General features: G+C 43.2%; 16 protein-coding genes. All 16 read left to right on the top strand.

Annotated elements, in window-relative coordinates; genetic code table 11:
• Nucleotides 1-5: 5 nt before the first annotated feature.
• The 16 genes from R8806_RS10555 to R8806_RS10480 all read left to right on the top strand — a co-directional run bounded on the left by R8806_RS10555 (nucleotide 6) and on the right by R8806_RS10480 (nucleotide 23,810).
• The gene (locus R8806_RS10555; protein ID WP_124315979.1) at nucleotides 6-905 is read left to right on the top strand and encodes a zinc-binding metallopeptidase; all 900 of its coding nucleotides are present in this window, start codon (nucleotides 6-8) and stop codon (nucleotides 903-905) included.
• Between the two features lie 7 nt (nucleotides 906-912).
• The gene (locus R8806_RS10550) at nucleotides 913-1,914 is read left to right on the top strand and encodes a TlpA family protein disulfide reductase (protein WP_124315978.1); all 1,002 of its coding nucleotides are present in this window, start codon (nucleotides 913-915) and stop codon (nucleotides 1,912-1,914) included.
• A 127-nt stretch (nucleotides 1,915-2,041) separates the two neighbouring features.
• Nucleotides 2,042-3,745, top strand: coding sequence for a S8 family serine peptidase (locus R8806_RS10545; protein ID WP_124315977.1), 1,704 nt, complete (start codon nucleotides 2,042-2,044; stop codon nucleotides 3,743-3,745).
• A gap of 19 nt (nucleotides 3,746-3,764) precedes the next feature.
• Nucleotides 3,765-4,898: an aspartyl protease family protein gene (locus R8806_RS10540; protein WP_124315976.1), complete on the top strand. Its 1,134-nt coding sequence runs from the start codon at nucleotides 3,765-3,767 to the stop codon at nucleotides 4,896-4,898.
• Between the two features lie 3 nt (nucleotides 4,899-4,901).
• On the top strand, nucleotides 4,902-6,071 hold the full coding sequence (locus R8806_RS10535) for an aspartyl protease family protein (RefSeq protein ID WP_124315975.1): 1,170 nt from the start codon (nucleotides 4,902-4,904) through the stop codon (nucleotides 6,069-6,071).
• Between the two features lie 5 nt (nucleotides 6,072-6,076).
• Nucleotides 6,077-7,354, top strand: a complete 1,278-nt coding sequence (locus R8806_RS10530; protein ID WP_229782901.1) for a thioredoxin domain-containing protein — start codon at nucleotides 6,077-6,079, stop codon at nucleotides 7,352-7,354.
• Between the two features lie 177 nt (nucleotides 7,355-7,531).
• On the top strand, nucleotides 7,532-8,146 hold the full coding sequence (locus R8806_RS10525) for an RNA polymerase sigma factor (RefSeq protein ID WP_124317409.1): 615 nt from the start codon (nucleotides 7,532-7,534) through the stop codon (nucleotides 8,144-8,146).
• A gap of 476 nt (nucleotides 8,147-8,622) precedes the next feature.
• Nucleotides 8,623-9,777 (top strand): FecR domain-containing protein, encoded by a 1,155-nt coding sequence (locus R8806_RS10520; RefSeq protein WP_124317410.1) that lies wholly within the window; start codon nucleotides 8,623-8,625, stop codon nucleotides 9,775-9,777.
• 149 nt (nucleotides 9,778-9,926) lie between these two features.
• A complete protein-coding gene (locus R8806_RS10515) occupies nucleotides 9,927-13,430 on the top strand; it encodes a SusC/RagA family TonB-linked outer membrane protein (RefSeq protein WP_167513900.1) in 3,504 nt (1,167 codons plus the stop codon).
• A 12-nt stretch (nucleotides 13,431-13,442) separates the two neighbouring features.
• Nucleotides 13,443-15,020, top strand: coding sequence for a RagB/SusD family nutrient uptake outer membrane protein (locus tag R8806_RS10510; protein WP_124317412.1), 1,578 nt, complete (start codon nucleotides 13,443-13,445; stop codon nucleotides 15,018-15,020).
• Nucleotides 15,021-15,035: 15 nt separating this feature from the next.
• Complete coding sequence (locus tag R8806_RS10505; RefSeq protein ID WP_124316440.1) at nucleotides 15,036-15,986, top strand: hypothetical protein; 951 nt, start codon at nucleotides 15,036-15,038, stop codon at nucleotides 15,984-15,986.
• A 5-nt stretch (nucleotides 15,987-15,991) separates the two neighbouring features.
• Nucleotides 15,992-17,125 (top strand): TlpA disulfide reductase family protein, encoded by a 1,134-nt coding sequence (locus R8806_RS10500; protein WP_124316441.1) that lies wholly within the window; start codon nucleotides 15,992-15,994, stop codon nucleotides 17,123-17,125.
• A gap of 16 nt (nucleotides 17,126-17,141) precedes the next feature.
• Nucleotides 17,142-18,278, top strand: coding sequence for a peroxiredoxin family protein (locus tag R8806_RS10495; protein WP_124316442.1), 1,137 nt, complete (start codon nucleotides 17,142-17,144; stop codon nucleotides 18,276-18,278).
• Between the two features lie 243 nt (nucleotides 18,279-18,521).
• Nucleotides 18,522-19,073, top strand: coding sequence for a sigma-70 family RNA polymerase sigma factor (locus tag R8806_RS10490; protein ID WP_124316443.1), 552 nt, complete (start codon nucleotides 18,522-18,524; stop codon nucleotides 19,071-19,073).
• Nucleotides 19,074-19,182: 109 nt separating this feature from the next.
• Complete coding sequence (locus tag R8806_RS10485) at nucleotides 19,183-20,364, top strand: FecR family protein (RefSeq protein ID WP_124316444.1); 1,182 nt, start codon at nucleotides 19,183-19,185, stop codon at nucleotides 20,362-20,364.
• Between the two features lie 143 nt (nucleotides 20,365-20,507).
• Nucleotides 20,508-23,810: a SusC/RagA family TonB-linked outer membrane protein gene (locus R8806_RS10480; protein ID WP_164719607.1), complete on the top strand. Its 3,303-nt coding sequence runs from the start codon at nucleotides 20,508-20,510 to the stop codon at nucleotides 23,808-23,810.
• The last annotated feature ends 11 nt before the right edge of the window (nucleotides 23,811-23,821 follow it).

The following is a 23,821-nucleotide window of genomic DNA, read 5'->3' as shown; positions in this document are numbered from 1 at the left end:
AAGTTATGAAACAGCATATAATTTATTTATTATTATTGATGGCTTTGGCGGTCGCTTGTAGTGATGATGATCAGTTGACCCCGACGGAAACTCCTGAGTTCGGGTATTTCGTGCCGCAAGGAGAACATGATTACGATGATCGTATCGTGGATTGGAAAGAGAGATGCAATACATTCATTTTGTATAAATTTAATATGAAAGAGTTGTATTGGCAAGTGAATGGTTGGTATGAGTCAAAACCGGAACCGGAAGGTAGTTACTACCCTTTCACGAAGGGGTTGAGAGGTGAAGTTGCTGATGAACAGTATGTGGGGGAACAGTTGGATTTGATTGAATCGTTGTTTTTGAACTTTTATCCAGATACAACCTTGAATCGTTGTTTGCCGTTGAAAATATTATTGTGTAGTAAGTTAGACGAATATTCTGCTTATGGAGACTTGAGTAAGACATTCAATGTGTATAACGGTTATGATTATTTAGCGTTTAACTGGGGAAACGAAAGTGTGTTGACCTTCACTGATGTGCAAAAGAATAGTTTTAGAAAAGAGGTAAATAATGTTTTTCTTACACGTTTGTTGGATAAAGCCAAAGTGATCGTGGATCCGGCATTCTACGAAGGAATGAATTATGAGAGAATTACGGCTACTGACATGTACTCTCGTGGTTTTATTAAAGCTGGAACGAAACAAGCGGACGATGCTAAATATTTTATTGAAGCTATCATTTCGAATCCGTATGAGGATTTGATTGCAGAAAATACGAGTACGAATACGTATGTGGGTATTTTAAATCCGGTGAAGGATGTGAACGGTTTAATTCGGAAAAAATATGAGATTCTTGTAAATAGTTTCAAGGAGAATTATGGGATCGATTTGCAGGCGATAGGAGATGCTGAGTTGAAATAAAAAAGATATGTTGAAAATTCTATTTATATTTTTAGTCTTTCTCGGGGGGATTATCCCCGGGAAAGCTCAAAAAGGCTTAACATTATCTGGTAAATTACGGCTATTGTCTCCCACTGAAGTTAAAGTGACTTCTATTGATGGAAACGAGATATTCTCCATTTCCGTGGAGAACGGAAAAGAATTTCGAAAAGGACCGGAAAAAATAGTACCGGATGTATATATCTTAACTATTGGTAGCACGAAACAGCCTATTTATTTGACGAATGGGGATGTAACGGTGAAAGGATTTTATAATGAAAAAGCTCCAGAGAGTAGTTCGTTGGCTTTTACAGGAATTGACGATTTCTTGGAGTTATCGCGATGGATTCCGACGGAATTATCTGCAAAGAAACGGGTCGTGAATGCTGAAGTAAAGGGAAAATTGCGGGGAAATATGTATAGTGCTTTAGCTTATATTGCAGATATGACGCAATGGGAGTCTAACAAAATGTTATTAGAGCTTGTTCCTGAGGCAGATCGGAATACAACTTCAGCCCGTTGGTTGGCACACCGGGTGGATAGTTTAAGCCACTTTGCCGTGGGGGCACAGGCGTATAATTTTGAATTTGTGGATCCGGAGGGAAAAATGGTTAAGTTGAGTGATTTTCGGGGTAAATTTGTACTTGTTGATTTTTGGGCTTCTTGGTGTGGGTCTTGCAGGTATGAGATGAAATATCTTAGGCCGATTTATGATGAATTGAAAGGTGATGATCTTGTATTTATCAGTATATCTTTAGATAGACGGGAAAAAGACTGGAAGAAAATGCTTGAGGAAGAAAAATTACCTTGGATCATGTTGTGGGACAAGGAAGGATTTACATCTGGAAACGAACCTAACATGATACAGAAAGCATACGGCTTTTACACGATTCCTTTTATCGTTTTAATCGATAAAGAAGGGCGGATTGTTGATCGGGATTTGCGAGGAGAAAAAGTCCGGGAGGCGATAGAGAGAGCAAGAGGAAACTGATTTTGATTTTATATTTTTTGAGTTAGCGTTTTTTGATTTACTGCAAAATGGTGAATTAAAAAATCGACTAGATGATTTTTTGGATGTTTGAAGTTTTGTATCGTATAATATAATAAATTCTGTAGTAATGAAAAGATATTCTCTTTTATTTTTAATGTGCTTGTATGTGGGTATATTAAATGCACAACTTGTCAATCAGGATGATCAAACGGCTAAGAAACAGTCGGATTTGGATTGGTATAACTGTTCTTTTGATAAGGATGGAGTATATGGGGCAGAAGTGAATAAAGCTTATGAGTTTTTGAAAGGTAAAAAAGTAAAGAAAAGGCCGGTAGTCGCTTTAATCGGAACAGGATTGGATGTGGAACACGAAGATTTGAAACAAGCGATTTGGTTTAACAAGAAAGAGAAGGCGAACGGGAAAGATGATGATAAAAACGGGTTGGTGGACGACATTAATGGTTGGAACTTTTTAGGAGGTAAGGACGGGCAAGTGATGGAAAAATTGATGCAGGAAGGGGATCGTGAATTCTTACGTTTGAAAGAAAAATATGGTGATTATCTTCAAGGTAGAGAGGGTGAGTATTTTAAAATTATAGATGGAAAAAGAACAAAAGTTGCTCCTCCTGAAAATTTAGCGGAATATACTTATTTTATGAGCCACGTGGTTCCGGAATCGGAAATTGGTAGATATTACTTGGGGTCGCAAGCCGCCTATACTTATCAGGAATATGGTCAGATATTTAAAGAGGAACTGGAGAAAAAATACCCGGGAAAAGAGCTTACGGCAACGGAATTTGCAACTTGTTATGATCCTAAAGCTCCAGCTGATCCTTTGCGTGATCGGGCTTTTACCATGATTGCCATGGGCTTTAATATTTACAAAACTCCTAGTTTGGATTTCGTGTATAAGAATTTTGTTAATAAAATAGTGGCGGAATCCCAAAAGGATTACGAAAGAACACTAAAAGGATATGGGAGTGATGGACGTGCTGATATTGTCGGGGATGATTATATGGATATAAATGATAACAAATATGGAAATAATGTCCTGTTGACATCTGAAGCCGGAATGGGTACCATGCAAGCCGGGGTGATCGGTGGTAAAAGAGATAATGATTTAGGAGGGAATGGAATTATGGATCAGGCGGAAATCATGTGTTTACGAGTGAGTGCTTCCCGCGGGGAGCCTTATATGAAGGATATGGCATTGGCCATTCGTTATGCTGTTGATCATAAGGCGGATGTAATTGTGTTGCCTCAGCAAAATACGTTATATCCTGAAGGACAAGGACAATGGGTGGCCGAGGCGTTGCGTTATGCCGAAAGTAAAGGTGTATTGGTAATTGTTCCGGTTTGGGAATTATCACGAGACTTGTCAAAACAAACTTTTTTCCCGAATCGCTGGATGGATGGAGAGAAAGAATTGACTAATTTAATGGTTGTGGCTTCATCGGATAAAAATGGAAATCCTTCTTTGAATTCAAATTACGGGGCAAAAGAGTTGGATTTGTTCGCTCCGGGTATGGACATCTATTCTTCATATATGGGAGATACTTATCAAACAGGAAGTGGTGCGGGGTTATCGTCGGCTACGGTTGCCGGAGTTGCAGCTTTAGTTAAAGCTTATTACCCGAACTTGACTGGTTCCCAAATACGTAATATCTTATTGAAAACAGTAACCTCTCGCAAGGGCGTAGAAGTGGAGAAAGGGATTATTGTGAATAATAAACAGACACAAGATCTATTCCTTTTTGAAGATCTGTGTTTATCCGGGGGAATTTTAAATGCTTATCAAGCTATCATGGCGGCAGATAAGTTAACGAAATAATTTTGATGGAGGAATCAAGATGAAACAGAGAATATTGATTTCATTGTTATTGTGTGTGCTGGCAATCCCCGGGATTGCCCAGCCACGTAAAACTGTGTTACCTTACCGTTTGGTGGGGGGAAAGATGATCGTGGAGATGATCATGAACGGAACTCCCCGTTCGTTTATTTTTGACACGGGCGGGCAGACTGCGTTGTCTGGGGAGATTTGTGAGGAGTTGGGATTGCCATTAACAGATTCTTTGGTGGTGACGGATGTGAATAGTAAAAAACTTGCCTATCCTCGTGTAGAAATTGAAAGTTTGCTTTTCCCGGATAAAATGTATCATTTCATGCATGTTCCGGCCATTAAATTACCAACTCCTTCTCCGTTTGCTTGTTTTCAAACGGACGGGTTGATCGGTAGCGATATACTGAAAGGAATGATCGTGGAGCTTGATGGTAAAGCGAAGACGATCACCATTTCGAATGGAGAACAGGCTCCGACGATCTCTTTAAGAAAAATGCTTGGTTTTGTGAAAAAGGGGATGCCGGTGGTTGCTTTGCAAGCCGGAAGAGGAAATAGTATCAACTGTTTGTTTGATACGGGATTTCCCGGTTTCTTCTCTTTAAAAAGTACGGATTTTGAGACTTTGAAATCTGTAGGCGCTTTTACGGTATTGGCCGAAGGATTCGGGGGGGCGTCAATCGGGGTTGCCGGGGAGTCATCTGCGGCTTCTTTTTACCGGGTACAATTCCCGGAACTTTCTATAGGCGGTACTCGTTTTTTGAATGTAAGTTCGGAGACAGCCACGCCACCGTTGACGTTGTTGGGAGTGAAATTATTGGATTATGGTAAAGTGACATTGGATTATGCCCGTTCTCGTTTCTACTTCGAGGCTTACAAGGCGGAGAATGATTTGAAGAGCAAGCACTATAACGTGGCCTTACGTGTGAAAGATGGAGTCTTGGTGGTTGCAACCGTGTGGGATGCCATGAAAGGAGAAGTAGAAGTTGGGGATAAGGTGACTAAAATCGATGGTCAGCCGGTTAGTACGTATGATTTTTGCGAGAGTATCATTAATGGAATCCCGGAATTGAAGGCGAAGAAAAAGGTTAAATTGACTGTTCAGACCAAAAATGGCGAGAAGACTATCGTGTACGAAAAGAAGTAATTTATGGTAAAGTTAAAAATATTATTCGTGTGCGTGATGATGATGTCATTATTCGTGCGGGGAGTTGCTCAACAGGCGGTTTCTCGACGAATATGTGACACGATTCATTATGAGTTTATCCACGATAAAATTATTATTCCTGTTACGGTAAATGGCGTGACGGTGAAGTATATCGTGGATACGGGAGGAACGACCGGGACGATACGGGAAGCGGCCGTTGAAATGAAAGCTGTTGCGGCAGGAGGGGACCTTGGCGTGAGTGACATGAACGGTAATCGTGTTTCTTATCAGGAAGCTATTTTGTCCAATGTACAGCTGAGTCCGAATTATAAATTAGCTGAAATAAAAAGTCTGATATTTCCTCAGAATGGCTTTTTTAAAGAATTGGGAGTAGTTGGGTTATTAGGTAGTGATGCTTTCGGGCAGGCAGTACTTACTTTTGATGCCTGTGAGCAAATTATGATTATAAATTACCCTTATCGTCCTTCAGGTTTGAAAATTACGGAGGGCGTGCCTATGGTTGGCGGTGTCCCTCAACCGTTTGTGGACGTTGATTTTGGAGGAGTAAAAAAGCCTGTAATGTTTGACACGGGGGCAGACGGTTTATTGCATTTGTTTTACAATGATTACGAGGCATTGAAAGAAATGAAGAGTACTCATTCATTGGAGAAGGCATTTGGGATAAATGCACTGGGTATCGGAGGGCTGAATATGGACAATGCGAAGGAGATCGTCAAGGTACGTTTTGACGAGGTTAATTTCTTGGGAAAAAAGTTCACGAATTTTGAAAGTGTTACTACTCGGAGCGGAAGTTCTATTATGGGGGTAGATATGCTGAAATACGGTAAGGTGGTGATTGATTACATTCGCGGGCGTTTTTATTTTTTCCCTTACGAGGATCGTGTTGAAGATGGACAGGGAAAGCAAGAATTGTGGAATGTGGGTATTTTGCCCGTGAAAGGACATTTTGAGGTTACGTTAGTGTGGGATAGTTTGAAAGATGAGGTCGCGTTGGGTGATCAAGTGATTCGGATTAATGGTAAAGATTTATCTGAATTGGGACAAAGTCAATTAGAGGTGGATGCGTTGTTGAATGCTGTAGAGGGAAATTCGACGGAGATCGTTGTTTTGAAAGACGGGAAAGAGAAAAAGGTGAAAATTACTAAATTTTAGAAGATATGAATCATAAATTAATTATATTCTTGGGGTTGATGTTCATTTCGATGATTACGTTTGCTCAAACAAAGAACTCGGCTACAGAGGTAAAAGATTACCGGGAGGTAGATGGGAAAATCATTCTGGATGTGATCGTGAACGGGGAAGTTGCTCCGTTTGTGTTGGATTTGGCTGGACATACGGCAATATTACCGGAATACGTGGAAAAATTCCATATTGACACGAATGTGGCAGGTCGTTTACCCTATACCAATTTTTTGTACAAACAGGTGGCGACAACTGGCATCGTGTCCATTAATTCGATCGCTTTTGGAAACAACGTGTTCGGTAATGGTATTTCAGCTTTCGTTCTAGAAGACGAACCTTATTTACGGAAATTGGGGGTGGCAGGAATTATAGGAAGTACGTTGTTCCAGAACGTGGTCTTGACGATTGATGCACAACGTAAGAAAATAACAACTTCTAAACCTTATCGGCCCTCGTATATGAAACTGGACCATCGTGCAGATTTGGCGAATCCCCTACCGGGATTACCGGTAGTTTGCCAAGTGATACTTGATGGAGTTGCTTATCCGGTATTGTTTGATACTTGGTATGACGGGATGATTGCCATGAAAGCGGATGATTATGCCAAACTTTCTGGGAATAGGGGTGGAGAGGCTTTCATCACGAATGGATATAAGGAAACGGAAAAAACTTCTGAAACTAAAATTGTTGGTACTTGTGATTTTGTGAAGGAGCATTTAACTGATGTTGTGGTGACGGAGAATAAGAATTTGGCACGTTCTGTGTTAGGAACTGAAATTTTAAAGAGAGGAATTATCTCTATCGATTACCAGAAACAGAAGATTTATTTCCAGTCTTTTGATTTGGCGGAAGTGAAGGATGACGTGATTGAAGATATTGCAACGCAAATTGTCCCCGGAAAATTAAACCCGATTACCCGTGAATATTTTCTGGAGCATATTTACGATTATCGTAAAGATAAAGAGTTCGTGTTCAAGGGAGATAAACCCGTGGTCATTGATTTTTGGGCGACATGGTGTGGGCCTTGTATGCGTCTGATCCCGGAATTGGAAAAGATGGCAGAAAAGTACAAGGATCAGGTTTTGTTCTTGAAAGTGAATGCAGACAAGGAAAAAGAACTTTGCACGATGTTTAACGTGGTCGCTTTGCCTACCTTATTTTTTATTCCTGTTGGTGGAAAGCCTATTATTGATGTGGGTGCGCAACCAGAAAAACACGAGCAAATCATCAAGGAACAGTTACTGAAAAAGTAATGATTTGAAATCGTTAATAAAGGCAATCTTCCATGTGAGGGTTGCCTTTTTGGATTAATGAGACCGGATGGAAATATGATTTAGCTCTGTTTTTCAGGAAAAGTGATCGGCCTTTTGGAAAATGAAGAAATCTTGTCTATTTTTGAGTTTAGATAAAAAAGCAATAATACTCAATACGTGCGAGGGAAACAGGGACATACGATTCATTTTTCTGGAGGGAAGGTTTTCTCTGTGGATGAGTTGTACGATCGTTTTTACGATGAATTGGTTTTGTGGGCTGATACGATATTGAATGATATGGGGGAGGCGGAAGATTTAGTGCAGGACTTTTTCGTGCGGTTGTGGGAGAAGAAGTTGAATGAGAATCTGGAGGGGGAACGGGTTCGGTCGTATTTGTATGTTTCCGTGCGGAATATGGCTATCCGAAAGGTGAAGGATCAGAGTCGGATGCGGCGGATTCCGGATATATCGGTTGTGGAAAGGGTGTGGGAGGATGAGGAGGTGACGCACGAAGACATGATAGATCAGGTGCTGAAAGCGCTTGACGTGTTACCGCCTAGAAGCCGGGAGGTGTTGGAATGCGTGCATTTGAAAAATATGAAATATGCCGAGGTGGCGGAATTACTGGGAATTTCGGTGGCCACGGTAAAAACGTTATTGGTGCGTAGTCTGAAGACGTTGAGGGGGATTGTTTCTGATACGGCTTTTTTGTTGTACGTGCTTGTTTACGGGGAAGATCATAGAAGGTCTCGATTGTTTGGAAAATCTTGTCATAAATCCCCGAAACTTTAGGTTCCGAGAAGATGGTGGTAAGCGTTCTGATCTAGGAATGTTTGACAAAAGGTTTGTTTGAATAAATGTAAAATAGTGTTACTAAAATGCTATGATGTTGTTATCATATTGTGAGCCGCTCCCATTCCGCTCCCATTCCGGCCCTATTCCTGTCCTATTGAAATGATAAAATATTAGGTTATAATAGTAATTGTTAATGATTGGATAAGTCTATTATAATAGTTTGATCACAGAATAATAGTTCTAACTGTTAGGTGTTTTATTGAAATTTTTATTTTATAGGGACAAATTCCAGCTTACTTGGGCTACTTGCTAATAAGGGTGTTCGTAAAGGTAGCGATTTTAGTTGTATCTTTAATATGCTCTCTAGGAGGAGAAAAATCAATCATCACGATAATTTTTGAAAATATTTTCATTTTCTTGTCAACCGTTTTGCTTGTTGATGTCTATTATATATGAATATTGAGTAGAATAATATGAATCAAGAAGAACGGGATATACGATTACTTGAATACTGGCAGGGAGAATCACTCTCTTCGGAGGAGGTGCGGGAAGTGGAAAGTTGGTTGGGTGAGAAGGAGGAGAATCGCCGGTATTTCGAGGATTTGCAACGAGAGTTTTTGCGTCAGCGCTGGGTGATGCGGGAAAGGTTGGTTAGCCGGAAAGGCGAACGACGTTTCCGGCAGATGGCAAGGAAGAGGGCGATGTTCCGGCGAGCCGTGGCAGTTGCCGCTTGCGTGAGTGTTTTGCTCTTGGCCGGGGGCGGGTATTACTGGTGGACAGGAGAGGTGAGGAATATGCCATTGGCAGAAAGCGGGGTGATCCATCACGGTTCTTCCAAGGCACGGTTGTTTCTTTCGACGGGGGACGTGGTGGAGTTGGGAAAGGAACGGAAGTCGTTGCGGGAGCAACAGGCGGTTGCTATTGACGTGGAACAGGAAGGGATGGTGGCTTACCGGGATTCGGTGACTGCGGAAGAGACAGGGGACGTGGTGTATAACAAGCTGGTGGTGAATCGAGGGGGAGAGTACCGGATCGTGTTGGCAGACGGGTCCGAGGTGTGGGTGAATTCCGAGAGCGAGCTGGTCTATCCGGTGCGTTTTGTGGGGAAGAAGAGAGTGGTGCGGTTGAAGGGAGAGGCTTATTTCAAGGTGCAAGCGGATGCGGACCACCCGTTTGTCGTGGAGGCGAACGGGGTGGAAGTGGCGGCAGTCGGGACGGAATTCAACGTGAATTCCCGGAAGGAGAAGGTCGTGGAGTCTGTGCTGGTAAAGGGACGAGTGGGCGTGGAAAATGGAACCAGCCAAGTGATGTTGAAACCGAATCAACTGGCCGTTTGCGACGTGGAGACGAGCGGGATCGTGGTGAAAGAGGTTGACATCAGGAAGTATATCGATTGGACGAACGGGGATTTTGTTTTTAGCGATGATCGGCTGGAGGACGTGATGAACAAATTGGTTTTATGGTATGATTGCGATGTGGTGTATGCCGATGAAGAATTGAAGGAAATCCGCTTGTCCGGTGATATGAAGCGGTATGGCGAGGTGGAAGAGTTCCTGCATTTCCTGAAGATAAGCACGGGGGCGCATTTTAGCGTGAAAAATAAAACGATTGTAGTGAGCATAAAATAAAAACGGAAAAACTGGCAGGTCTTTCCGTCTTGTAGTGAACGCCAGTTGGCTCTGGCTAATAATAATCTATTATCGACAAAGTTATGAAAAAAAGTGGAGAATGTAAAGGAAATTTACGCTCGGCTCAAAAAATCTTTAGAGTGATGAAAATGATGTGTTTTCTAATGTTCGTGTTGCTGGTACAGGTTCGGGGGGACGTGGTTGCCCAGAATCAGGTGGTCAGCGTGGACATGAAAAATTGTAACGTGGAGGAGTTTCTTCGGGAGATTAAGGAGCAAACGGGTATTCGTTTTATGTACAAGAGTGAGTACGTGGAGGCTATTCCTCGTTTTGACGTGCGTGTTAAAGATCGGCAGGTGATGGATTTGTTGGACGAGGTTTTTGCGGGGAAGGGAATTAAGTGTCTGTATGATAATGGCGTGATCGTGTTGACAAAAGTGCAACAACAAAAAGGACCGGAAGAGGTGGTGATCAAGGGTGTCGTGAAGGACGAGAGGGAGCAACCGTTGCCGGGAGTGACCGTTTTGATCAAGGGAACGACGATTGGGGTGGCGACGGATTCGAAGGGGGAGTTTTCACTGACAACCGTGAAACAGGATTCCCTGACACTTCTGTTTTCGTTCATCGGGATGAAAAGCCGGGAGGTAAAGTGGACGGGGCAGAAGATGCTGCACGTGGTGTTGCAGGATGATTCCCACGATATGGAGGAAGTGGTGGTGACGGGTTACCAGACGATTAGCCGGAGGGAATCGGCAAGTGCCATTTCTACGGTAAAGGCTAAGGATATTATGGTACAGGGAGTCGGGTCGATTGACCAGATGTTGCAGGGGCGTATTCCCGGAATGATGGTGTTGAACACTTCCGGGGAACCGAGTGCGACCCCGAAGATCAGAATCCGGGGAAATGCTACGATCAATGGAAATAAGTCCCCGGTTTGGGTGGTTGACGGGGTGATTCTGGAACAGGACGTGCCGTTCACGGCCTCGGATATAAATAGCGAGGATGCCGAATATTTGATCGGTAATGCCATTGCGGGATTGAACCCGCAGGACATCGAGACGATCACGGTGTTGAAGGATGCCTCGGCGACGGCAATCTACGGGGTGAAGGCGGCCAACGGGGTGATCGTGATCACGACGAAAAAGGGCGTGGTGGGTCGTCCGGTGATCTCGTATAACGGGAATTTGACGCTGAATACCCGGCCATCTTATAAGAATTATCACCGGATGAATTCGCGGGAACGGGTGCTTTTCTCTCGCCAGTTGGTCGAATCGAATATGAATTTCGGACGTGTACCCACGGGAGAAACGTACGAGGCAGCTTACGAGCAATTGATGAGCAAGCAAATCTCACAGGCGGAGTTCGAGCAAAAGGTGGAGACGTTGCAGAGGAGGAACACGGATTGGTTTGACTTGTTATTCCGATCGGATGTCACGCATACTCACGCGTTGAATGTCAGCGGGGGGACGGAGGCCGTGAAATACTACGTGTCAGAGGGGTATTCAAATATCGAGGGGGCAGCCCGAGGGTCTGATTCGGAGAAGTTCAGTGCATTGGCAAAGGTTGACGTGGAGTATAATGAATATTTGGGTTTTACGGCCAAGATAGATTATGCCACGACTTCTAACACGGGGTATTCTTCCGTGGTGAATCCGTTTGATTACGCTTACTCGACAACCCGGACCATGCCGGCTTATAACGAGGACGGTTCGTATTACATGAGTTATCGGGCTGCCGGAATTACGGGGCGGGATTATATCGGGTATAATATTCTGAAAGAGTTGAAGAACACGGGTAAGTCTTCCAAGATGGATGATTTTAACGCTTTGTTGGCTTTGAGGTTAAAGTTGTGGAAAGGGTTGAAGTACGAAGGTACCTTCTCGTGGCATACCGGGAACACGAATACGAGGGATTGGGCGACTGCACAATCGTATAAAGTGACTGAAATCCGGGGATACGAGTATGGCGCTTATACGGAGTACGACTCGGAGTTTTCCGATTCAAAGTTACCTTATGGGGGAATGTTGACGCAGGGAAGTACTCGCAAAAGCGGTTACACGTTGCGTAATATGTTGTCTTATTCGCATCTGTTCGGCGTTCACGACGTTTCGGTTGCTGCCGGGACAGAGGCTCGTCGGAACGAGTATAAAGGTGTTTCCACGACGGGATACGGTTGGGTGCCGGAGTTCGGGGAGATGTTCAGCCCGGTGGAGACACCGAGTTATATCAGCACGTACGGGGGAAATAAACCGATGAATACAAATTCGTTCACGCAAGTCGCTTCATTCTTCGGGATTGCCAGTTATTGTTATGATAACCGGTACGTGTTCAATGCCAATATTCGTTCGGACGGTTCCAATAAATTTGGTAGTGACCCGAAGTACAGGTGGTTGCCGACTTATTCGTTTGCCGTGAAATGGATTGCCTCGAATGAATCATTTTTGGAAAATGCAAAATGGATTAATAATTTGTCATTCCGGGGTTCTTACGGTATCCAAGGGAATATTCACGAGAGCGCCACTCCTTACCTGATTGTTACGGTGGGGGATCGGGACAGGGTGACTGGGTTACCGGTTTCGAAGATTTCAAGGTTGCCGAATCCCGATTTGCGTTGGGAGAAGACAAAATCTTGGAATGCGGCCGTTGATTTCGCTTTGTTTGACGGGCGGGTAAAGGGAGGCTTTGATATTTACCGGAAGAATACCTCCGATTTGATCATGTCGAAACAAGTGGCGGCCTCCACGGGGCAAAACGTGTTGTATTATAATGCGGGGAAAATGGTGAACAAGGGTTTCGAGGGATTTGTGAACTTGGACTTGGTGAATAACCGGGATTGGGATTGGCGCTTCGGGTTTAATTTCGGGCGTAACGTGAACGAGATCACGTTGGCGAACCGGGATGATTTGAGCATGGCTACCGTGGTGGATCAGATGCTGGCCGGGACGTTGGCCGTGGAAGGGCAACCTATCGGTTCCATGTATGCTTATCGTTTTGCCGGGTTGAATCAGGATAACGGTTATCCTTTGTTTTACGCGAAGAACGAGCAAAAGGTGCATCGGGCGTCACGACAGGATTTGGAGTTAGTGCATTGCGGTTCTATTTTCCCGAAGCTTTCCGGGGGATTTGACACGCAGGTGACGTTCAAGAAAGTGCTGTCGTTATCTTTGAATTTCGCTTACAGCATGGGTAGCGTGTCCCGTCTTCCGAAATTTTACGATTCTTCCACGGTCGATCCTTTGACGAATCTTTCGGACGAGTGGCTGAAGTGTTGGAAACAGGCGGGGGATAACACGATTTATCCGGTTCCTTATAACTCAACGGATATGAATAATTATTTGGGTACGGAGACTGGCAGCGTGTATGATATTTCAGAGGGAATTTCCGGGTATTCAAATCCTTACAGGTTGTATAATGACAGCGACATTCGGGTAGCGAAGGCCGATTTCCTGAAATTGAAAATGGTGGCGTTAAGTTATAGCGTACCACAGAACGTGTTGGATTTTCTGCATGTTTCCAGTATGCTGGTGCGGTTCCAAGTGATGAATTTGTTCACGATTGCCGATAAGAAATGGAAAGGTCTGGACCCGGAGACGAATGGTGCGAATATCCCGGCCCTTCCAACGTATAGTTTTGGGATAAATGTGTCTTTCTAAAAATAGGTCGTTATGAAAAAAGTAAGTGTATATATTCTAATCTTGTTCTTGCCGTGGTTTTTGTCGGCTTGTGATGATTATTTGAAGGAAGATTCCGATGATTTGTTAATTCCTTCACTGGTGAATGATTATGTCCCGATATTATTGGGAGAGGGTTATCCGGATGAGTTTGCGTCCCAGATCGAATGGATTCATCTGATGACGGATGACGTGGAGATGGGCCCGTTATATTATGACGAGTCGATGTATAACAATAGTAAGGTGACGTTTATTGACGATTTCGATCCCGGCATGGATTACGGGGAGATGGTGTACACGTGGTGGGCGGATTATTCCCAGTATATCACGGATAATTTTTGGGATGCCCGTTACAAGAATATTCTGGCGTGTAATATTATCGTTGATGCTTTGCCGGACATGAAGTACGAGGCGAATGAATACGGGACTTATTGCAAGCTGGCGGCACAGACGTATGCTTTACGGGCTTATCATTATTTTTGTCTTGTAAACACGTATGGCGCACCTTGGTCGGAAGAGAACAAGAATAAGTTGGGTGTGATCAAACGTACGTCCCCGGTCGTGGATGTCAGCCCGACGGAACGGGCTACGGTGGGAGAGATTTACGCACTGATGAATGAGGATTTGAAGAATGCGGAGAAATATCTGGAGAGCGCGAGTACGAATTACACGAAATGGGAGATCACGCCTGCGGCTATTTATTTCTTGGCATCCCGGGTGGCCTTGTTCCAAGAGGACTGGGAGGAGGTGATTCGTACTTCGGAAGAGTTTATCGATCTAGGTGGCAATGAACTCTATGATTTGAATGATGTTGATCGGGAGACTTGCGGATTACCGGGAGCTTCTGGCGGAACATTCTGGATTAACCAGATTGCGATTGACGAGACGGTGTTTCTTTTTAGTAAGAATGATAATAAGTTTAATTATTTGGCACCTTTTCAATTCTACTCGTATTACACGCTGGGATTCCATACATCATGGACGGGAGACGATGCGTTATTAAATTTGTACGAGGAGGGGGATTTACGTAAAGAGGTTTATTTTGCCCGGTTGTTTAAACTGGGAGGAACTCGGTTGAGACCGGAGTATTTTTCGGGACAGGCTCTTCCGATGAAATCGGATCCCTATTTATCAACGAGTAAAGGAGAGGCTCGTGAATGTTGGCGGAGTCCGGAGGTGTATCTGAATTTGGCCGAGGCGTATGCCCGGAAGGAGACCGGGGTGAGCCAAACGGCGATTAATTGGTTGAACCAGTTGCGGGTAAAGAAGATTTCCCGGGATATTTATCAGGCGAAGAACGTTTCGGATTTTGCTTCTCGGGAGGATTTGATTCAATTTATTTGGGAGGAACGCCGTCGGGAGCTTTGTTTCGAGGAGGCCATGCGTTTCTGGGATATGCGTCGGCAGGGGATGCCCGAGGTAAAGCATGAATTCTATTCTTCGATGACTTCGTCGAAGACATTTGTGTTGAAACAGGGAAGTCCGAATTATTTATTACCGATTCCGCTTTCTGAAACGGAATACAATGACGGGATGACGAATAATTCTAGAGAAACAATTGTTGGAAATTAAAAACAATAAATAAAGATGAAAACGATAAAAATGGCGATATATATCATGTTGGCTCTATTCCTGTCGGGAATGGCCTCATGTGGATCGGAAGATTCAATAAACCCGATGCCGGAATTGGGGAATCCTCCTTTTGATTTACCTCGCGGGGAGGAGGGCTCATTGGAAGAGTTGATTTATTCCGTGTACGAGAAATACGGTTCGTTCGTGCTGTACGATTTTGATCAGACGGAGTTTTATACTACTTGGAACGGGCGGACGGTTTACTGGTACGCTCCCGTGAAAAGTGGGAGCGAGGCTTACGTGAGACAAATAGTTACGTTTATGCAGGAGAAAGTGTTTGCCGGTTATCCGGAGGCGTTTATTGCTAAGTTTTTGCCGAAGAAAATTTATCTGGTAGATTCTATATGTAAAACGTCTTCTTATAATAAATCGAATTTGGTAAACACGTTAGTGACGAATAATCATGGTTTGGCGGTTTCGAATGTCGGTGTGAAAATGGAATCTTTCACGGATAGCGATTGGGATTCCATGAATTCGGGAATCGTGACGGCAATTATGAATAATATATATAACACGATGGAGGTTCCGGATGAGTTCTTTGCTTTGGTGACGTATTTGGTTATTTATATGTTCGATGAAGAGGAGAATGCCGACCCGGAAGGGGAGTTTGACGCTTACCATTATGTCCTGTACACAAATGGATTCGTGGGGGCGAATGCTTTCATTGATTATGGTTTTTTTATGCCGCATAAGTATGGGGAGGATTTGGGGGATTATCTTTCCTTCTTGATGTCAACTCCGAAGAGCGAGATGGATCGCATTTTTGCCCGTTTCGATATTGTGAAACAGAGAGCTTTCTTGATCGCTGATTTTATAGTTAAAAAGATGGAGATGGATCCGATTGCCTTACAGAATTCGTTCTGCCCGAACGATCCGCTTCCTGCCGGTTATTTTGATAAAGAATAAAATAGATGATGATGAGAGGATTTTTAAGTTTGATGATGTGTTGTCTCCTTTGGGGGACAGCCTATTCTCAAATCACGTATGATATTACGGGAGTTTGGGAAAACGGTGCCGGCAGGACGATTAGCGTGCGGACGTTGGAAGATGGTAATGTCGAGGGCGAGTTCTTGGATTCGGTGGTCGTGACTGCCGACGGGACGTTTGCTTTACGCGGGAAAGTCAACAAGAAGAAATGTGCGATGTTGATGAATGCGAAGAATGGATTCCGGATGATCTTTTTGGACGGAAAACCTTTGCGGCTGACGATTAAGGAGTCCGAGTATTCATACAAGAATCCGTCCGGGCCTTACGTGTTGGAGAATGAAACAAGGGATCAGGCCGCAGCGCAAGCGATGATTCAGTTTTGGAGTGATGATTATATCCGTAATTTTTCTTTGGGAGGGTTGGGACTTTCGTTGAAGAGAGCCGATACTCGGCAAAAACGGGATTCTATTGCCCGGGAAATAGAACGAGTTACGAAAGAGCAACAGGATCAGATGGAGGCCTTTTTGAAATCGTACAGTGATAGTGATGTAGCTCCGTTTTTTATCGAGGTGAATATGTTGAGGATGATGTCTTTGGAACAAATCTCCGCATTTTATGATCGTTTTACGGATCGGGTGAAACAGACGGAGAAAGGAAAAGAGATGGGAGAGCGTATTGCCCAATTGAAACGGTTGGCTCCCGGTAGCCCGGCTCCCGAGTTCGAATTGACTACCCCTGATGGGAAAAAGCTCGCGTTGAAGGATTTGCGGGGGCATATCGTGTTGATTGATTTTTGGGCTTCGTGGTGTGGACCTTGCATGGATGAGATGCCTAACGTGAAAGCTATCTACGAGAAATATCATGACCGGGGCTTGGAGATCGTGGGGGTATCAATGGATAATAATAAGGCCAACTGGGAGAGAGCGATTGAAAGAGCCGGTTTGGTATGGCATCATGTTTCTTCTTTGAAGGGGATGAATCGTTGTCCGGTGGCTAAATTGTACCAAGTGGTGGCCATCCCGAAGTTGTATATTATCGGTAAAGACGGGAAGATTATTGCCAAAGACCTGCGGGGAGAAGAGCTGAGGGAAAAGATAGACGAGTTGTTTGAAGAATAATATAATAAAGCAAAATATGATGAAAATGTTGATGAGAGGGATATTCATGCTGGCGTGTTGCACGTTGGTGTTGTCGTGTTCGAAGGGTGTTTCTTACCGGATCGCGGGGACTTGGGAAAACGGGGAAGGGAAGAAGATTTATTTGAGTGAGATTGTTGGGAATAAAGAGTTTCGGGCGGTAGATTCTGCCGTGGTGGCTCCGGGTTTCACGTTCTTGTTGAAAGGAAACGTGGATCGGGTGCAAAAGATGGTATTAGTTTATAATACAGACAAGAGGAAGGAGATTATCGTGGATGGAGAGCCGATGAATGTCATGTTTGAGGAGACTACGAAAGAGTGGAAAGGAAAGCCCACGACTTCGGTGACGGTGACTTGCACGGGAAATAAGGAACAGGAGATCTTGGAAAAAGGGAGTACTTTGAAAACAACGATTTCCTTTATGCAGTTGGGGAAGATGATGGCAGCCAGTCAAGCTGACTATAGCGACCCGGTGGCCGTGGATTCGTTGAAACGAGTGTTTGCCCTTCTGGATAGTTCTTTGATGGCCGCCGTGAATAATTACATGGACTCGGCTCGTAATTCTTATGCCTCGACTTATTTCTTCGAGAGTCATTTGATGGATAACTACACGTTTGAAGAAGTTCAAGGTTTCTACAATAAGTTGACCGACCGGGTGAAACAATCTGTACCGGGTATCGAGTTGAAAAAGAAAATAGACGAGATGGGTATGGTGAGCGTTGGGGGTGTTGCTCCCAACTTTAAAGCGACAACTCCCAGTGGCCGGGAGTTGTCCTTGTATGATTTGCGGGGCCGTGTCGTGTTACTGGATTTCTGGGCCTCGTGGTGCGGGCCGTGTATGGCGGAGATGCCTAACGTGAAGGAGATTTACAAGAAATATCACGATCAGGGATTGGAGATTCTCGGTGTCTCGCTGGATTCGAAGAAAGAACCGTGGGTGAATGCCATCGAGAAAAACGAGTTGAACTGGCACCACGTTTCGACGTTGAACAAGTTCGATTGCCCGATAGCCCAGCGTTTCCGGGTAACCGGAATTCCACGGATGTATATTATCGATAAGGACGGAAAGATTATTGCGCAGGATTTACGGGGAGAGGCTTTGTCCAAAAAGATGGATGAGCTTTTTGCCCGGTAGAAAGTCTCGTTTAGATAATTGTTGTGGATGTGACATTTTAGGTGTCAAACATGGTACTCGGTGGGGTACCATGTTTTGTTTACCATACTTGCATTATTATCTTATAATAATTATACTTGCGTAATAGAAAATGACGAGTCGTGGGTAAATGTATTTAGTGAATGATTGTTTTTTGCTGTTATCAAGATATTTCCTACTTTTGGGAAAATAATTAAGTAGGTTGTTATTGGTAAAAACTCCTTCATGGATGTACTAACTGGGATAAATAATAAGGACAGGCAGGTATTCAAGGCTTTTTTCGAGGGAAATTTCTCTTCCATCGTGATGTTTGCCGATAAGTACCTGAATGATATGGAGGCGGCGGCTGACGTTGCCCAAGAGTGTTTTATCCGGTTGTGGCGTGGAGATATGACCTTCGAGACGGAGGATAAGGTGAGGGGCTTTTTGTACACGATGGCGAGGAATTTGGCTTTGAATAAGTTGAAACACGATTCCATCGTGTCCCAGTACGTGGAACGAGGAATGTTGGAGTCGGAAGAGTACTTGCGGGATAACGTGATCGAGGAAGAGGTGTATTCGATGATTTATAAAGCGATTGACGAGCTTGCACCGCAATCGAAGAAAGTTATATTATTATCACTTCAGGAACTTTCGAACGGGGAGATTGCCGAACAATTGGGAATATCGATAAATTCCGTGCGGACGTTAAAGCAAAATGCTTACAAAAAGTTGAAGGGATTGCTACAAGATTATTTTTATCTTCTTTTCTTGCTGAATTATACGGACTTATATTAATTGTTGTCCATTTTTATACGGAAGAAATGTTAAAATTGTAATTTTTTTTCATGTGGATTCATCGTTTTCATTTTTTCAGTTGTTATATAGATGTAATTAAAATGAAAACATGGATGTAATTTCGCAAAATAAGAGAATTTGTCAATTAATTGCCAAGCAACTTTGGGAAGGATTGAGTGATGAAGAAAGGGAAGAGTTGCAGTCGTGGATTCACTCCTCTCCGGGAAACGAATCGCTTTATGATAAGATTGTGAAACGGGAACGGGTAAGGCAATATATAGAGAAACGGGAGTCTATTGATGTCAGAAAATACATGACTACTTGTGAACGGGAGTTAGGTCTAGGGAGTAAGCGGAGGATGAGGCGCTGGCACTGGGGATATGCTGCGGCCATTTTCGTGTTGTGTGTTGTTGGCATTGGAATCTGGATGAACGAACGAGAAGAGGCTGGTGTCACTGAAATAGCTCAGACAACGATAGAGCCGGGAAAAGCAAAAGCATTGTTGGTTTTAGGTGATGGAAGAGAGATTGAATTGAGTAATCAGAATGTGAATAAAGTTTTGGAAGAAAGTGGAATCGTGGTTGTGAATGATTCCTCCCGAATAGAGTATAATCGGAATGCAGGGGGAGGAGATAAAGAGGTTATGAATAAAATTATTGTTCCCACGGGAGGGGAATATAACTTGATTTTGAGTGATGGGACTTGGGTATATCTAAATGCGGAGAGTGTTATCACGTATCCTCAAAAATTTGTCGGAGAGAAACGGGAAGTTACTTTGGAGGGAGAAGCGTATTTTCAAGTGACCGCTTCTAAGGAACGTCCGTTTGTTGTTAAGACAAAGGATATGGATGTACTTGTGACTGGAACGGAATTTAACGTGAAGGCTTATCCTGATGAATCGAATGTCCAGACAACTTTATTGCGAGGAAAAGTAGCTGTTTTTGCGGGGATTGATAAAAAAGAAAAAATAGAGATCAAACCTAATCAACAGGCAGAGTGGAGTCGGGAAAATGTAAAATTGCAGGTACGGGAGGTTGATCCGGATTTGTTCGTGGCGTGGAAGAATGGGCATTTTATTTTCCGGCAGGATCGGCTGGAGAATATTATGAAAACTTTAGCCCGGTGGTATGATATGGAAGTGGTTTATTTGGATGAGTCAATTAAAAATATGGCCTTTGCAGGGAAACTGGATCGTAGCGAAGATATAACACCGATTCTGAATGTGTTGCGGGCCACGGATAAGTTAACGGTGGAGGTAAATGGAAAACGAATAGTTCTAGGGGTGAAATAAAAACAGGTGATGCTGCGAACATCACCGGTTCAAACTTTCACTTTGATATAAAGTGTTTTTAATTAAAGCTGTATGACAAAGTTATGAAAAAAAAGTGGAAAGAATACTTTCCCCACGGGGAAATGTATGTAAAAATTTTTAGGATGATGAAATTATGTACGTGTTTGTTATTATGTTCCGTCATGTCAATATCGGCAAATGTACGGGCGCAACATGCAAGAATGAGCTTGGAGCTGAAGGGGGTGACGTTGGAAGAGGTGATCTGGGCTTTAGAGAAAAAGAGTGACATCACGTTTTTTTACAATGTAACGGATGTTGCGGGAAGTAATAAGGTGGATGCCGTGTTTAAAGATGCTCCTTTGGAAAAGATACTGACTGAGGTGTTGAGAGGAACGAATCTTTCCTATGAGATACAGGGAAAGGTGGTTGTTATTAAACGGTATTTGTCGTCTCCTGTTTCAGATAGTTTAAAATCGGTGACGATAAATGGTGTCGTGAAAGATTCTCACGGAAACGGTCTTCCTGGGGTAACCGTGGTGTTGAAAGGTACCACAACGGGGGTGGCTACTGCAAATGATGGAGATTTTTCGATCACGATTCCTAAACGTGATTCGGTGGTTCTGGTGTTTTCTTTCGTGGGTATGACCACGAAAGAGGTGGTGTGGAAAGGAGAGAAGACGTTAAATGTAGTGTTATTGGATGAGGTGAGTGAAATGGAAGAGGTGGTTATTACCGGAATTTTTACCCGAAAGGCAGAAAGTTTTACTGGTGCGGCGACCACGTTTAAACAAGCAGATTTAAAACGGATGGGGAATCAAAATATTCTACAAAGTTTGAAGAATATGGATCCTTCGTTTATGGTAATGGAGAATGTGGATTTCGGTTCTGATCCGAACAGGACTCCAGACATTCAAGTGCGTGGAGCTTCCAGTCTGCCTAATGTGAAGGGAGAATACGAGTCGAATCCGAATCAGCCTTTATTTATTTTGGATGGTTTTGAGGCAACGGTAGAAAAAGTGTTCGATTTGGACATGAACCGGGTGGCTTCGGTGACACTTTTGAAAGATGCGGCAGCTAAGGCTATTTACGGTTCTCGTGCGGCTAACGGGGTGGTGGTTATCGAGACGATACAACCGGAGAAAGGAAAATTAAAGGTTTCGTATTCCGGTGACTTGAATATTACAACTCCGGATTTGTCTAGTTATGATTTGTGTAATGCAAAAGAAAAGTTACAGGTAGAGTGGGAGAGCGGGCGTTATAAGGCTTATTACCCGATAGACGAGCAATTTAGTTTGGAACAGTATAATGCGATTGAACGGGAGATTGCCCGTGGGGTGAATACCTACTGGCTCGCAAAACCATTGAGAACAGGCGTGGGACATAAACATTCGCTATATTTGGAAGGAGGAGATGACTATCTGCGATATGGGGTTGATCTTTCATATAATAAAGTTGCGGGTGTGATGAAAGAATCAAGTCGTGAAAATGTGGCTGGAGCAATTACTTTGTCTTACCGATATAATAAGATGATTTTTAGAAATGTTTTGAGTGTGGCGTTTAATCGGGCAGATGATTCACCTTATGGTAGTTTTTCAGAATATACAAAGTTGAATCCTTATTGGAGTCCGAAAGATGAGAATGGTAATTTGAAACGAGTGTTGGGAACATTCCAGAGATCGTATTGGCAGACAGCAAGTGTGTATTATAATCCTTTGTATAATGCGACATTGGGGACAAAAAATTTCTCAAAATATACGGAGATTACAAATAATTTCTACATGGAATGGCAGATGCATAAAGATCTGAAGTTTATCGGCCGTTTCGGTTATACTCAGAAACAGGATAGTCGGGAGGATTTTTATCCGGGTAATCATACGAAGTTTGCTGATTGGACGGGAGATAACTATTTCAAACGTGGTTCTTATTACATTAAGGATGGAACGAGTAAGACCTTGAAATTGGATGCTACGTTGAATTACTCGAAACAATGGGATAAACATTTGTTGTTTGCCAATTTGAACTGGAATTTGCAACAGGATAGTTATGATTATCATGGTATGGAGGCTTGGGGTTTCCTGAATGATAAGGTGGATCACGTGGCTTTTGCCAAACAATATGCGGAAAATGGCAGCCCGTCGGGAGATGAGACTACGACACGGGAAATCGGTCTTGTCGGAGCGATAAATTATTCTTACGATAATCGTTATTTGGCGGATTTGTCTTATCGGTTGAGTGGGTCATCCGTGTATGGATCGGACAATCGTTGGGGTGGTTTTTGGTCGGCAGGTATCGGATGGAATATGCATTACGAGAGTTTTATGAGTGGGCAGGAATGGTTGAAACAATTGAAGTTACGGGCTTCTGTCGGGTACACGGGTAGCCAGAACTTTAATCCTTATCAAGCCATGGCAACGTATAAGTATTTCACGAATGCGGAATATGATAATATTGTGGGGGCGTATTTGATGGGAATGGCGAACGATAAGCTGAAATGGCAACGGACTCAAGATATTAATATTGGTGTGGATGCCCAGTTTTTCGGTTCTTTGACTTTTCGTTTCGATTATTATGTGAGCAATACGGATAATTTGTTGGTTGATTTCGATTTGTCTGGTTCAACGGGGTTCAATACTTTCAAGGAAAATTTGGGAGAAGTTCAGAATAAAGGGTTTGATGCTACGTTGAATTGGCGGGTGTATAATAATACGGAAAAGGATGCCTATTTCACGATTTTTGGTTCGGTTTCTCATAATAAGAATAAAATCGTGAAAATTTCAGATGCTTTGACGCATTCGAATGAGGCTCAAAATGACGATGATGTTAATCCGTCGAAGCCTTTCACTCGCTTTGAAGAGGGACAATCTACCAGTGCTATTTGGGCGGTTCGTTCATTGGGTATCGATCCGGAGACAGGAGATGAATTATTTTTGAATCGTAAGGGGGAGAAGACTTACGAATGGAATATTAACGATCAGGTTGTATGTGGGGAGTCTAATCCGAAATTTCAAGGTAATTTTGGATTTAATACGGAGTATATGGGATTTTCTTTGAATTGTTCGTTTAGTTATAAGGTTGGGGGTGATTACTATAATCAGACGTTAGTTGATCGGGTAGAGAATGTTGATATTCAATATAATTTGGATCGTCGGGTATTCTCCGGAACGTGGAAAAATCCGGGCGATGTTACGTTTTTTAAGCGAATAACTGAAACTCCGACAACTACCCGTCCAACGGATCGTTTCGTTGAGAGACAAAATGAGTTATCTCTGGCATCGTTGAATTTAGGGTATGATTTTAAACATCTGAATATATCTAAGTTTGCGGAGCGTTTGAAATTGGCTTTTTACATGACAGACGTGTTTCGGGTATCATCCGTGAAAACGGAGCGAGGCTTGGAATATCCGTTTGCCAGAACCTTTTCTTTTAGTTTGCAGGCAACGTTTTAATAATAAAAAAT

Origin of the sequence: Butyricimonas faecihominis (genome assembly GCF_033096445.1) — a bacterium.
In the GTDB taxonomy this organism is placed as follows: Bacteria; Bacteroidota; Bacteroidia; order Bacteroidales; family Marinifilaceae; genus Butyricimonas; species Butyricimonas faecihominis.
Note: the sequence above shows the minus strand (reverse complement) of the source record. Positions and strands in the feature narration are given on the sequence as shown.